Genomic DNA, 13,527 nt, shown 5'->3' on the forward strand with positions numbered 1-13,527 from the left:
ATTGTAAAAACTGGTTTGTACATTATCCCAGCGGAACATCGTCCAACCCTCTTTCTACCGTTCTTTACCAGTAGTATTCGACGGATATGACGATTTCTCTTTTAAAATTGGTGAAAAAATGAGGGTTTTTAAGCAGACTCATCAGGATAAAAAAGGACCAAGCAGCTCTAAGGCTTCCATCTTCATAAGTGGAAGTTAAGAGCGCTAAGTCCCTGAAAGTTAGTCGACTAAAAGCCTATTTTTATTTTACATCAATGATTTTCCCTTGTGTGATTGTTGCTAATTGCTCGGGAGTAAGACAAAATACGTCAAACGGCGTGCCAGCAGCTGCCCAAACCTCGCTATATTGAAACAGGTCTGAGTCGATAAAGCATTTGAGTTGGTTCACATGTCCGATGGGCGGGATACCACCAATGGCAAAGCCAGTGGTTTCCTGAACATAATTGGCATCAGGCCGGGATACTGCTTCTCCCAGGTATTCCTTCATCTTTTTCTCATTAATACGGTTGTTGCCACTGGCGACAATAAGTACAGGGGCACCGCTGGTTTTTCCACGAAAGATCATGGATTTGACGATTTGCCCGACTTCACAGCCAATGGTATTTGCTGCTTCGACACAAGTGCGGGTGGAATCCTGCATAGTAACTACCTTGAGCTCCAAACCGTACTTATTAAGTGCTTCCTGAATTTTTGCCGCGCTTTTTCCTAATGTTTCTGACATTATAGCGTCCTCCTGGTGCATAATGAATAATTATGTATTATTATACAATATTTGTTACAAAAGTGAAGTGCTTTTAGCATTTACTCTAAGTAGGGCATATAATACAGCAACATAATGTTCCAGGAAAGGGAGATGTGTGATGACTGACAGAAAAATAGAAAAATGTCAGGGCAGGATTAATTTTGAATGCTGACCGGGGTGCCGACAGGGATCATTCCTGCCAGCTCGAGCGCATCCCGGTTATACATCCGGACACACCCTTTAGAGACCTCGCCGCCGATCGACGAAGGATTATTGGTGCCATGGATTCCGTAATGTGGCTGATTTAGCCCCATCCATATCGCGCCAAATGGTCCGCCGGGATTAGGTACCTTATTCACAATGTGATAGCTTCCGGTTGGGGTGGCGGTAGATGTTTTGCCAACCCCTACAGGATAAGTTCTGACTATCTTGCCGTCCTTTATAAGGAATAAGAGTCGCCGTGACAGCGAAATTTTAATTAAAGATGCCAACTAGATCACCTCCGTTACTATACTATGCTGACAAGGGCGGATGTGTCGCGATAAAGAGGAACAGTGTCGAAATCAGACGGCACTGTTCCTCTTTTATTAATAAAATAAATAGTTGTGAGATTTTTAACAAGTACAACCAGAAATAGAAGGAATTTACAGAAATTTCACGAATTAATAAAATGATTGCCAGTGATATGATTTGAAAGGAGTGGTTTCATCAAAATGGTTCGGCTGCTAAAATGGTTAAAAGGTATTAACGGCAAATTGGCACTCTGCCTATTTTTTACCGGCATAGCTCCTTTGGTAGGTATCTTGCTGCTGATGGGCGTCCTATCTCCTGCTAAGTTTCAGGCAATTATAATTATATATATTATTGTATCGGCTTTGACTCTGGCGTTGTGGGCTTTGCTTGTTGCCAGAGTTATCGCCAATCCTGTTCACCAACTACTGGCCAGTTTGAGAGAAATGGCCGGGGGCGGTGGGGATTTAAGTAAAAAGTTAAAAATCCAAACACGTGATGAAATAGGGCAATTAGCCCATACGACTAATAATGTTATGGGAAAAATCTCAGATTTGGTGGGGGAAATTACCCAGATAAGTGGCAAAGTATCTGCGGCTAGTAAGTACTTGTCCGATTATACGACGCAGACCACTGAAGCTATGAGGCAAACCACCGAGAATATTGGTGAGATCGCAGCCGGTTCATCCCGGCAGGTGCATGACATTGAAATATGCAGTCAGTCTGCCACTCATGCCAGCACTCAGGTGCAGGATACAAACCGTATGGCTGTTCAGACCGTTGAGTTGGCTAAAGAAGCCAACGCCAGTGCAATTGAAGGTGTAAGCCAGGTCAAAGAAGCGATTATAACCATAACCGGGGTAAAGAGTCAGATGGATATATCGTCTAAAGCCATCCACGGTTTGGCTGGACGGATCAATCAAATAGGGCAAATTGTCGAGGTTATCACAGCCATTGCCGCTCAGACGAATCTCTTAGCACTTAATGCTGCCATTGAAGCGGCCCGGGCAGGCGAGCAAGGACGGGGATTTGCCGTAGTTGCCGATGAAGTGCGTAAGCTGGCAGAGAGTTCACGGCAGTCGGCTGAAGAAATAACCAGCCTGGTGCTGGGAGTTCGGCAAGAGACCATTGATACAGTGGCAGCCATCGAGGACGCCCTTTACAAAGCAAATAAGGGAGCGGAGATGGCTGGTGGTTCGGAAGCTGCATTAAACCGCATTATCGCTATAAGCCAAAAGCTAAATGAACAAGTTAGCTTTATGGCAAAAAACACAGCCGGAGTTGCGGTCGATATTGAGAATATTGCTGTCAATATTGGGGAAATCACTACTATTGCCCGGCAGTTCTCAGGTTCCAGTCAGGAAATTAACGCCGCAAGTGAAGAGGTTTTTGCTACAATCGAAAAAATCGCAACGTCGGCGCATGAGCTTGATGGCATGGCCCAAAGCATGGAGGAAATGACAGCTCAGTTTGTTACCGTCGATGAGATCACCAGAAAGAGAATTAAAGATAAGCTGGACAAAGCGCGAGAGTTATTAACCCAACATGGTGTGGTTCGAATAAACAGCAGCAAACAGCTTGCTGCCGGCGATCTGGTAATTAATAATAATGATAGGCTTGTTGATGAAATTGCGCAAAAGGTCGGGGCCGCCTTTACTGTATTCCAGGGGAACGTCCGAATTGCCACAACCGTGACGACCAAATCAGGACGTCGGGCCATAGGCACATCAGCAGCCAATTATGTTGAAAAAGCTGTGCTTGAGCGGGATACCGAATATATTGGCCGCGCTACCGTAATGCGGCAGTGGTATATCGTAAATTATGAGCCACTCAAAGATAAAAATGGGCATATTATCGGTATGTTATTTGTGGGTGAAAAACTAAAAAGCTAAGAAATACGCTAAGAATAGGAAAGGCAATAGATGTGTTTCATACATCTATTGCTTTTTTTTATTTAAGACAGGCCCAATTTTTTTGTGAAGGTAATAAATTAGTAAAAAGCAGGTTCTTCTTCTTCATGACATAATTAAGTGGATTTTAATTAAATTTAGAAATATTTTCCAGAAAACTCCCTTAACAAATACGTAAAGGAGGCATGTAATATGGCCTATGATTTCGAAAAATTGATTAAGCAAGATCGGGATGAACATAAGCAATATAAGTTTGAAGGTACTTTGTTAGATTATCTGGCGATTGTAAAAGAAACTCCTAGTTTAGCCGTACTATCCCACCAGCGGATGTATGAACTGTTAGTTAAGTCAGGCGTCGAGACGATAAGGACTGAAGAAAATTCGCGGTTAAAGCGTATTTACGGCAATGATACCCTAAAGCGGTACAGTTTCTTCTTAAATAAATTTTTTGGTATTGATAAAAGCATTATGAAAATTATGCGCTATTTTCATTCCGCTGCAATGAAAGGGGAAGAGTCTCGCCAGGTTTTATATCTGGTAGGCCCGGTTGGTGCCGGTAAATCCTCGATCATGGAATCACTAAAACAGGCCCTGGAGATGAGCCCGCCGGTCTATGTTCTCAAAGACTGCCCCATGAGGGAAGAGCCGCTTCACCTCATTCCCAAGCATCTGCGGCCGCAATTTGAAGAAATGCTTGGTGTCAAAATCGAAGGCGACTTGTGCCCTATCTGCCGCTACCGGCTTAAGACTGAGTATAAGGGTGAGTTTGAGAAGTTTCCGGTGACAACTTCCGAGTTTTCCATCAGGTCGCGCAAAGGCATTGGGGTTGTACCGCCAGTTGATCCTAATAACCAGGATACATCGGTACTATCAGGGTCTGTAGATATCTCTAAGCTTGACCTCTATCCTGAAGATGACCCGCGGGTACTGTCTCTAAACGGTGCTTTTAACGTGGGCAATCGAGGTGTGGTAGAATTTATCGAAGTGTTCAAAAATGATGTGGAATATCTCCATACCATGATCACTGCGACTCAGGAAAAATCGATTCCTTCACCAGGTAAAGGCGCGATGATTTATTTTGACGGGATCATCCTGGCTCATTCCAACGAAGCAGAATGGAATAAGTTTAAGTCTGATCACACGAACGAAGCGATTCTTGACAGGATTGTTAAAGTTGAAGTACCGTACTGCATGGAACTGGATGAAGAGGTCAAGATATACCGGAAAGTACTGAAGAACAGCAGTTTTAACGCCCATATTGCCCCTCACACCATTGAGGTAGCTTCTATGTTTGCTATCCTTACGCGGCTGACACCTTCTTCTAAGGTTGATGCGTTTACTAAACTAAAAATTTATAATGGCGAAGAGATTGTCGAGAAAGGCTCAACTAAAAAGATTGATATATTTGAACTCCGCGACGAAGCGCCGCGTGAAGGTATGTCCGGCATATCCACCCGCTTTATCATGAAAGCCCTTGATACTACCCTATCAGAATCAGAGTTTAACTGCATTAACCCGATAGCTGTTATTGAGACCATGGTCAAAGCAACCAAGGAGTTGGCTATCGCTGAGGATGAAAAGAAAAGGTATCTTGGTTTTCTCCAAGACACCGTCAAAAAAGAGTACAACAAGATACTGGAAAAAGAAGTAACAAAAGCCTTTATTCACGGGTATAGAGAACAAGCCGAAAGTTTATTCAACAATTATCTTGACCACGCAGAGGCCTATGTGAATGCAACTAAATTAAAAGACAAAAGCACTGGGGAAGAACTTGAGCCTGATATCAAATTCCTGCAGTCTATCGAAGAACAAATTGGGATTATCGGTACAGCCGCTCAAGGCTTTAGGCAAGATGTTACTTCCTACATGTTTTCAGTTATGCGGGGCGGGGGAAAAATCGAATATGGCAGTTATGAGCCGCTGAAAGAAGCCATTGAAAAGAAGTTGACGGCTTCTGTAAAAGAACTTTCCCGCATTATTACCCAATCCCGGGTAAGAGATAAAGAACAGGATAGCAAGTTTAATACTATGGTCGAAGCCATGAAAGACAACGGCTACTGCCCGCACTGCTGCAATGTGGTATTAAAATACGCCGCCAACAATCTGTGGAAGGACTAGCGCGGGAGCGGAGGTGATCTATGGCAATTTTTAAGGAGGGACGCAGCGGCCAGTCAGACCGTTCCCAGTATGATCGCAAGCGCCACCGGGAACTGGTAGAAGATGCGATTAAGCGGAACCTCGGAGATATTATTGCTGACGAAAGTATAATCGGCCAAAGTAAGAATAAAAAAATCAAGATACCCATCCGTGGGATTAAAGAATATCAATTTATTTATGGCAAGAACAACGGCGGTACAGCCAGTGGCAGTGGCAAAGAACAGCGCGGGCAGGTTATTGGTCGTACCAATAACCCGCAGGAAAAAGCGATGGGTCAGACTGGCAATGAGCAGGGTGAAGATATTTATGAAACTGAAATCACCATGGACGAAATTATCAACTATATGTTTGAAGACATTAAATTGCCTGATTTAGAGCGGAAAAAGTTTGCACTGCAAGAATCTGAATACAAGTTTAAAAAAGCAGGTTATCAGCGCAAAGGAATCCCGCCGCGATTAGCCAAAAAGCGTACTATGGTAGAAAAACTCAAGCGCCAGCAAGGGCTTATCCGGGAAAAGGTATGTAAGGAAACTGAGTCCCAGGACGGCGAACGGGTGCGGGAGCGGGTACCATTCCGGGAGGATGACTTGCGCTACTTCCGGGTTAAAGAAGATATTCGCCGTCATTCGAATGCGGTTGTTTTTTGCATAATGGATGTGTCTGGTTCTATGGATCAGAGTAAAAAATACCTGGCCCGAAGTTTCTATTTTCTCTTATACCAGTTTCTGCGCTGGAAATATGAGCACGTAGAAGTCGTGTTTATTGCCCATACCACCGAAGCAAAAGAAGTCAATGAGCGTGAGTTTTTCCACCACGGGGAATCGGGCGGTACCATGATTTCGAGCGGCTATGCGAAAGCGCTTGAAATCATTGAACAACGCTTCAGTCCGTCAGTATGGAACATCTACTCTTTTCACTGCACGGACGGGGATAACTGGACAGAAGATAACCCTAGAACTATTGAAAAAGCCAAGGAACTAGTTAGTGTCAGCAATCTATTCGGGTATGTCGAAATACTTGCCAATTATGGCTATGGCATTACTGTTCGGCGGGAATTAGAGCAGAAAATCAAAGATGAAAACTTTATCATTGTCTCCATGGGACGCAAAGAAGATATTTGGCCAGCCTTTAGGCGGGTGCTTGAAAAGGAAACTGAAACCGGGTCCGGGGCCGAAGCCGGGGGTGAGGATTAATGACGGCTGAATATACGATGAGTGAATTACAAAGCTGGAATGATCAGATCGAAAAACTGGTCAAAGAAGTGGGCCTCGATTGCTATGAGCAGCAGTTTGAGATTTGCAGCTATGAAGATATGTTATGCTATGAAGCCTATGTCGGCATGCCTTCCCATTATCCCCATTGGAGTTTTGGTAAAACATATGAACGGCAAAAAACTTTTTACAGCTATAATTTAACTGGCTTACCTTATGAGATGGTAATCAATTCTGACCCCTGCCTAGCCTATTTAATGCGGGATAACACCTTGCTGCTGCAGATCTTGACAATTGCTCACGTATACGGACATAACGATTTTTTTAAAAATAACCGCTTGTTTAAAGAGAATACCCGGGCTGAGCTGACGGTTGAGATGTTTAAGAGCCATGCTGGCAGGGTACGGGACTATATTGCCGATCCCAGCATTGGTCCGAAAAAGGTGGAACGTATTCTCGATGCTGCTCATGCGCTCAGGTTTCAGGTTAGGCGGCAGGGTGAGGGTAAGTTGCCAAGTAGGAGTGAACTTGCGCAAGAGACGCCTGATGAGATACCTGAACGGCTTAAATGTGACCTGCTGGGCTATCTAAGCGAGCGCGGCAAATTGGCTTATTGGGAGAAGGATTTAATCAGTATTGTCAGAGAAGAAACCTTCTATTTCCTGCCCCAGATGGAGACCAAAATTATGAATGAGGGCTGGGCCAGTTACTGGCATTATACGTTGCTTAATCAGCTGAACTTGGCGCAGGGTTTGCATTTTGAATTTCTACAGCGTCATAACCTGGTTGTCAGACCCCATGAAGGCAGCATAAACCCGTATTTTATCGGTTTCAAAATCTTTGAGTATCTAGATAAAACCATTGGGCGGGAAAAAATATTCGAAATTCGCGCTCAAGAGCGTGACCAGTCATTCTTAAGACGGTATTTGAACAGGCAGTTGTGTGAGGAGTTGTGTTTGTTCAATTATAAGATGCGTGGTATTGATATTATCGTATCAGAGGTGGCTGACGAAGAGGGCTGGAAAGCCATCAGGGATGAACTGGCAAATTCCGTCGGTCTGGGGATGGTGCCGGAAATAAATCCTCAAGGTTTGGAAAATGGGATATTGATACTTGAGCATGTCTATGACGGGCGGGAACTAGAGATGAACTATGCCAAAGAGACCATTAAATATATCGCCGAGTTATGGGGCGGTAAGGTGGATTTAAAGACAAAGCTTAATAATAGGGATAAGATTGTCCGATGTACCGAAGATAAAATTGTATCCGTGTGGGACGTGTAAAACGATAGCAAAGAACTACCCCCTGATTAAGGCTTTTACCTTGACCAGGGGGTAGTTTATTATCCCAGATATTCGCGTGCCGTTTCTTCACCGGTAAGTACGCGGTATGCGCCTTCGGCCAGGGCCTGCAATTCATTTTCACCAGGCAGGACAGCAACTGGTGCAATAAAACCGATATATTCTTTAATTTTGTCTGTTAGAAGCTCTGAATAAGCGATGCCGCCTGTAAGAATAATATAATCTACCTTGCCGCAGACCGGTACGGCCGCAGTGGCAATGCTCTTGGCGATTGTATAAATCATAGCCTCATAGATAAGTGTCGCCTGAGTATCACCGTCCGCAACGCGGCGCTCAACCTCGCGTACATCATTAGTGCCCAGATGGGCTACCAGACCGCCTTTGCCGGCTAATAGCTTAGCGACAGCAGTGTAGTCCAGCTTTTGAGTAATAATTTCTTCAGCAAGCTGCCCGGCAGGCAGCGTGCCCGCGCGCTCAGGCGAGAAGGGTCCTTCGCCGTCTAACGCGTTATTTACCTCAATCACTTCGCCGAAAGTATGACAACCAACAGAAATACCGCCGCCGAGATGAGCCACTATCAGGTTGAGGCTGTCGTAAGGGCGGTTAATGCTTTTGGCAAATCGTTTGGCAGCCGCTTTCTGGTTAAGAGCGTGAAAAATGCTTTTGCGGTATATTTCCGGTCGACCGGTAACACGGGCTACCGGTGCCAGTTCATCGACAACTACCGGGTCGACAATATAGCCGGGACAACCGGCTTGTTTGGCAATGAGGTCAGCCAGAATTGCGCCAAGATTGCTGGCGTGGGCGCCATAGCGGTTATTTTTTAAATCCTCCAGCATACTGTCGTTAATTTGGTATGTACCGCTTACCATGGGTTTGAGCAGGCCGCCGCGGCCAACAACGGCCGCAAAATCACCAGGCTTAACGTTTTGACAGGCTAAAAAGTCATTTATGCTTTCCAGACGGAAGCCAATCTGCTCGGGAATGGTGGCAAATTGAGCAATGTCTGTAGCGCTATGGCTGATATTCTGAGCAAATACTTCACTGGTGTCCTTGTATAAGCCAATTTTAGTGGATGTTGATCCTGGGTTAATAGTTAAGATTTGATACGCCATGATAACCTCCCAATCGCATCGATGTGATATATACCCTTATTGTAGTATTATTCGCTTAATTTGTTAAGTAAAAATGAGGAAATAAAAAAAGCACCTGGCTTAAACCAGGCGCATAAGTCCCAGGATGATTAAAATTGCTCCAGGAACATAAGGAAAACGTTTTTTTAAATCATCTGAAGCTAAGCGGGATGCAGCGCTAATTCCCACAGCAATCAGAAGAGCCTGGATAAAAGCCATAACCGCCGGGGTATAGAGTGGGAGCGGCTTAATCAGTGCGGCCGCGAAGGTGGCAACCATATTGTCAATACCTAAGGCTAAACCGAGTAAGATGGCTTCGGAAGGGCTAATGGAACGGGAGTGGTCAATATCGGCTGTCTCCGGGTCGGCCATTATATTGATTACAATACGCCCTATCCGGAATGTAAGGCAGGCATCATCTGCTACGGCTTCCTGGTGATCGGTTTTTTTGGTAATATACTCTTGGAAGATATTCCAGGCACCGATAGCAATTAAGAGTAGAGACCCGGCTGCGACTGCCAGAGAAGTATTGATAAATGAGCCTAAGTAATAGGCAAGTGCTATGGCAGCACTCGTGCAGAGTGCCGTGATAAGACCGATGACAGCAAGTGAATTAGCAGGTACCTTTATTGATTTTATGCCGTAAGCTACACCGGCGGCAAAGGCGTCAAGACTGACAGCAAAGCCTAATAAAACTACATATAACATAATTTTTGCCTCCTAACAACCTTAACCTAAACGCAGTAACCCTAGAATAATTAATAACGTTCCGGGAAGATAAGGAAATCGTTTTTTTAGTTTTTCTGAAACAAGCCTCTGTGAGGAGTGATAGCCGCCAGCGATACATATCATATGTATTACCCCTATTACGATCGGTGTGTAGAGCGGCAGCGATCCCATAAGTGCAGCGGCAAAGGTACCAACCATAGCGTCAGCCCCTACGGCTAGCCCCAAAAAGACAGCTTCCAGCGGACTAATAAAACCAAGCCTGTCAACATCGGCAGTTTCGGGCTTAGCCATAATGCTAATAACTAAGCGTCCTAAGGAGAAGGTTAGTTTACGGGCTGTAACCTCGCCATCTATTTCGTATGATGCGACACCCTTGGTCAAATATTGCTGAAACAGACTACATAGGCCAAGTAGAATTAGCAAGGTAGCTCCTAGCGCAATAGCGAAGTCAGTATGAATAAATTGACCGATCATGTAGGCCATTACCATTGCTACAGCGGTGCAAATACTCGCTACAACCCCAACAATGCTCAAAGAAGTAAAGGGCATGCGAATATCTTTCAAGCCGTAAGCGATGCCGGCCACAAAACCGTCAATACTGACAGCCAAGCCAAGCAGCAATACATAAAAGATGCTCATGAACCGTACGCCTCCTGTTATGATGATAAGACTGTTTTGTCTTTTCGTGTTTAGTATATGGTTGGAGGTGAAAATGGGTTACAGGCCGGGGGTTTCAGATACTTTTTCCTATCAGCTTGATTTTTGCAGGATTTTTTTGCATATGTGGGGAAAATATAGTAAGATGTCGAGTATTGAGGTGGTTTTGTGGAAGATGGTCTGGATTTAGGGTTAGGCAAAGTGTTGCCAATCAAAATTGAAGACGAAATGAAAAATTCATATATCGATTATGCTATGAGCGTAATTGTTATGAGGGCATTGCCTGATGTTCGCGATGGTCTCAAGCCTGTTCACCGGCGGATACTTTACGCCATGCACGAAGCTGGAATGGCGGCTAATAAGCCCTACAAAAAATCGGCTCGTATTGTCGGCGAAGTTTTGGGTAAATATCACCCCCACGGTGATTCTTCGGTATATGATGCCATTGTTAGAATGGCGCAAAATTTCTCTACCCGCTATATGCAGGTAGATGGACATGGTAACTTTGGTTCTGTTGACGGCGACTCGGCGGCGGCTATGCGTTATACTGAAGTGCGTATGTCGCGAATTGCTGAAGAAATGCTGGCCGATATTGAAAAAGACACAGTTGACTTTGTCCCTAACTATGATGAGTCTTTAAAAGAACCGTCAGTATTGCCAGCCAAAGTGCCTAACCTATTAATTAATGGTTCATCAGGTATTGCCGTTGGTATGGCCACTAACATTCCCCCCCACAATCTTGGGGAAGTGGTAGATGGTCTAATCATGATGATTGATAATCCTGAAGTGACTATTAATGAATTAATGATGGCGATTAAAGGTCCTGATTTTCCGACAGGAGCCTTAATCCTTGGGCGTGAAGGTATTAGGCAGGCCTATACTACCGGGCGGGGCAGTGTCAAAATTAGGGCGCAGGCCAGAATTGAAAACATGTCTAGCGGTAAGCAGCGTATTTTAGTTACCGAGCTGCCATATCAGGTTAACAAGGCCCGGATGATTGAAAACATTGCCGGTCTTGTTCGGGATAAGACTATTGATGGTATTACCGATCTCAGAGATGAGAGTGACCGAAAGGGTATGCGTGTAGTCATTGAACTCAGACGCGATGCCAATGCTGATGTTGTTTTAAATCAGCTTTATAAACATACGCAAATGCAGGATACCTTCGGGGTTAATATGCTGGCGCTTGTTAATGGTCGTCCTAAGGTTCTTAATCTGATGGAAGTTCTGCACCATTACATTGAGCATCAAAAAGTTGTAATTGTGCGTCGGACGAAGTTTGAATTGGATAAAGCGCGGGCGCGGGCTCACATTTTAGAAGGCTTAAAAATTGCGCTTGATCACTTGGACGCTGTCATTAGAACGATCAGGCAGTCACAAACCCCGGAAATTGCTAAAAATGCTTTGATGGACAAGTTCAGCCTCAGCGAGAAGCAATCCCAGGCTATCCTGGATATGCGTCTCCAACGCCTGACTGGACTTGAACGCGAAAAGATTGAGAACGAATACAAGGATATCCTGGAGACCATCGAATGGCTGGAAGGCGTGCTGGCAGACGAGGGTAAAGTAATGAGTATCATTAAAGAAGAGCTGCTGGATGTCAAAAAACGGTTTGCTGACGAACGGCGTACTGTTATTACCAGCGATGTGTCCAAAATGAATATGGAAGACCTTATTGCTGAAGAGGATATTGTAATTACCTTGACTCACCAGGGGTACATCAAACGTCTCCCTGTCGATACCTATCGCAGTCAGCGCCGAGGCGGCAAAGGTGTAACCGGGATGGGAACAAAAGAAGAAGACTTTGTCGAACATCTCTTTGTTGCGACAACTCACCATAACCTCTTGTTCTTTACCAGCAGGGGCAGGATGTACCGGCTTAAAGGCTATGAACTGCCAGAGGCAGGGCGTACGGCCAAAGGGACGGCTATCGTCAACCTGCTCCAGGTGGAAAAGGATGAAAAAATTACAGCCGTTATTCCTCTCAAAGAGTTTAGCGCCAATCGGCACCTATTTATGGCTACCCAAAAAGGGATTGTCAAAAAATCCGAGCTACTGGAATTTGATACTGCGCGCAAAGGTGGCTTGATTGCGATCTCCCTGGATGAGGACGATGATTTGATCGGTGTTAAGTTAACCAATGGCGAGCAAGATATCATCATGGGTACTAGGGATGGCAAAGCCATTGTGTTCCATGAATCCGATGTGCGGGTAATGGGACGAACTGCTCATGGAGTTCGTGGAATTAACTTAGATCAAGGCGATCAAGTAATTGGCATGGAGGTTGTGAAGAAAGACGGCGAAGTGCTGACTGTTACTTCTGAAGGGTATGGTAAACGTACAACGGTTAACGAATATCGCATCACTGGTCGCGGTGGTAAAGGTGTTATTAACATTAAACCAAACGCGGCTGAAAAAATTGGCTATGTTGTTGGCATAAAAGTTGTTAAGCCAGGCCAAGAGCTCATGCTGATAACCAGTGATGGTATCATTATCCGGATGGAGATTGATACAATATCGGTGACTAGTCGCAGCACTCAGGGCGTAAAGGTTATGCGTACCGACAAAGACGATCAAGTTGTTGCCTTAGCGGTTGTTGAAAAAAAAGCCAATAACGATTAAAGAAATAAGCGCCCCGCGCTAGCGGGGCGTTCTATTTTTAGGGTCAAATTCCAACAGAATGCTATTGACATAAACAAGTCAGGCGTGATAAGATAATCAAGTCGGTTCAATACAAGGTAATAATAACCAAGTATGAATAGTGACGGCAAGAAATACCAAGAATAAAGATGTTGACACGATGAAGTAATCGTGATAACATATAAAAGCTGTCAAATTCAGCAGCAATGCGAATACGACAACAACTAAAACAACGGTCCCAGGCAAGACGTACCATCCATGGTACGCCTGTGACACTAGTGCATCCATGCACGTCGTTCCCTGAAAACTGAACAATGTAAAGTAATGCATCATAAAATGCCAGATGTGCGTTGTGCTACTTGTAGCACAAACAAAAACAATTTTTTTTGATTTAACGAGCCGATAAAACGGCTTCAATAAATACACTTTATTGGAGAGTTTGATCCTGGCTCAGGACGAACGCTGGCGGCGTGCCTAACACATGCAAGTCGAACGGAGTAAGTAGCAATACTTACTTAGTGGCGAACGGGTGAGTAA

Annotated in this window: 10 protein-coding genes and 1 rRNA gene; 6 read left to right on the forward strand and 5 right to left on the reverse strand. The window is 44.6% G+C overall.

All coding sequences use genetic code 11. The features are described 5' to 3' along the window. Positions 1–241: 241 nt before the first annotated feature. Both VN447_RS12965 and VN447_RS12970 read right to left on the reverse strand, forming a co-directional pair. Entirely contained in the window at positions 242–721 is a 480-nt protein-coding gene (locus VN447_RS12965; protein WP_325525768.1) for a YbaK/EbsC family protein, read from the reverse strand. A 176-nt stretch (positions 722–897) separates the two neighbouring features. Next, positions 898–1,233, reverse strand: a complete 336-nt coding sequence (locus VN447_RS12970) for a L,D-transpeptidase (RefSeq protein ID WP_325525769.1) — start codon at positions 1,231–1,233, stop codon at positions 898–900. Between the two features lie 222 nt (positions 1,234–1,455). On the opposite strand from VN447_RS12970, the gene VN447_RS12975 reads away from it, so the two are divergent. From VN447_RS12975 to VN447_RS12990, 4 genes are all read left to right on the forward strand, one after another. Beyond that, the gene (locus tag VN447_RS12975; RefSeq protein ID WP_325525770.1) at positions 1,456–3,144 is read left to right on the forward strand and encodes a methyl-accepting chemotaxis protein; all 1,689 of its coding nucleotides are present in this window, start codon (positions 1,456–1,458) and stop codon (positions 3,142–3,144) included. 210 nt (positions 3,145–3,354) lie between these two features. Next, on the forward strand, positions 3,355–5,280 hold the full coding sequence (locus VN447_RS12980) for a PrkA family serine protein kinase (RefSeq protein ID WP_325525771.1): 1,926 nt from the start codon (positions 3,355–3,357) through the stop codon (positions 5,278–5,280). A 20-nt stretch (positions 5,281–5,300) separates the two neighbouring features. Further along, positions 5,301–6,512 (forward strand): YeaH/YhbH family protein, encoded by a 1,212-nt coding sequence (locus tag VN447_RS12985; RefSeq protein WP_325525772.1) that lies wholly within the window; start codon positions 5,301–5,303, stop codon positions 6,510–6,512. After that, positions 6,512–7,813: a SpoVR family protein gene (locus VN447_RS12990; RefSeq protein ID WP_325525773.1), complete on the forward strand. Its 1,302-nt coding sequence runs from the start codon at positions 6,512–6,514 to the stop codon at positions 7,811–7,813. The genes VN447_RS12985 and VN447_RS12990 overlap by 1 nt, the downstream gene beginning before the upstream one ends. A 59-nt stretch (positions 7,814–7,872) precedes the next feature. Here the strand turns inward: VN447_RS12990 and buk are convergent, their stop codons facing one another. The 3 genes from buk to VN447_RS13005 form a co-directional block, all read right to left on the reverse strand. Then, positions 7,873–8,946, reverse strand: a complete 1,074-nt coding sequence (gene buk, locus VN447_RS12995; protein ID WP_325525774.1) for a butyrate kinase — start codon at positions 8,944–8,946, stop codon at positions 7,873–7,875. 99 nt (positions 8,947–9,045) lie between these two features. Beyond that, positions 9,046–9,672 (reverse strand): sporulation membrane protein YtaF, encoded by a 627-nt coding sequence (gene ytaF / locus VN447_RS13000; protein WP_325525775.1) that lies wholly within the window; start codon positions 9,670–9,672, stop codon positions 9,046–9,048. 21 nt (positions 9,673–9,693) lie between these two features. Continuing rightward, entirely contained in the window at positions 9,694–10,332 is a 639-nt protein-coding gene (locus VN447_RS13005) for a manganese efflux pump (protein ID WP_325525776.1), read from the reverse strand. Between the two features lie 198 nt (positions 10,333–10,530). Here VN447_RS13005 and gyrA point away from each other — a divergent pair, with 198 nt between their 5' ends. Both gyrA and VN447_RS13015 read left to right on the forward strand, forming a co-directional pair. Next, complete coding sequence (gene gyrA, locus VN447_RS13010) at positions 10,531–12,972, forward strand: DNA gyrase subunit A (RefSeq protein ID WP_325525777.1); 2,442 nt, start codon at positions 10,531–10,533, stop codon at positions 12,970–12,972. 445 nt (positions 12,973–13,417) lie between these two features. Then, a 16S ribosomal RNA gene (locus tag VN447_RS13015) occupies positions 13,418–13,527 on the forward strand; the annotation flags it as partial.

It is taken from the genome of Sporomusa sp. (assembly GCF_035561155.1).
GTDB lineage: Bacteria > Bacillota > Negativicutes > Sporomusales > Sporomusaceae > Sporomusa.

What these genes read in the sequence shown, in the direction of transcription:
- VN447_RS12965 (WP_325525768.1), bottom strand. Translation starts at nt 721, where the DNA reads ATGTCAGAAACATTAGGAAAAAGCGCGGCAAAAATTCAGGAAGCACTT.
- VN447_RS12975 (WP_325525770.1), top strand. Translation starts at nt 1,456, where the DNA reads ATGGTTCGGCTGCTAAAATGGTTAAAAGGTATTAACGGCAAATTGGCA.
- VN447_RS12980 (WP_325525771.1), top strand. Translation starts at nt 3,355, where the DNA reads ATGGCCTATGATTTCGAAAAATTGATTAAGCAAGATCGGGATGAACAT.
- VN447_RS12985 (WP_325525772.1), top strand. Translation starts at nt 5,301, where the DNA reads ATGGCAATTTTTAAGGAGGGACGCAGCGGCCAGTCAGACCGTTCCCAG.
- VN447_RS12990 (WP_325525773.1), top strand. Translation starts at nt 6,512, where the DNA reads ATGACGGCTGAATATACGATGAGTGAATTACAAAGCTGGAATGATCAG.
- buk (WP_325525774.1), bottom strand. Translation starts at nt 8,946, where the DNA reads ATGGCGTATCAAATCTTAACTATTAACCCAGGATCAACATCCACTAAA.
- ytaF (WP_325525775.1), bottom strand. Translation starts at nt 9,672, where the DNA reads ATGTTATATGTAGTTTTATTAGGCTTTGCTGTCAGTCTTGACGCCTTT.
- VN447_RS13005 (WP_325525776.1), bottom strand. Translation starts at nt 10,332, where the DNA reads ATGAGCATCTTTTATGTATTGCTGCTTGGCTTGGCTGTCAGTATTGAC.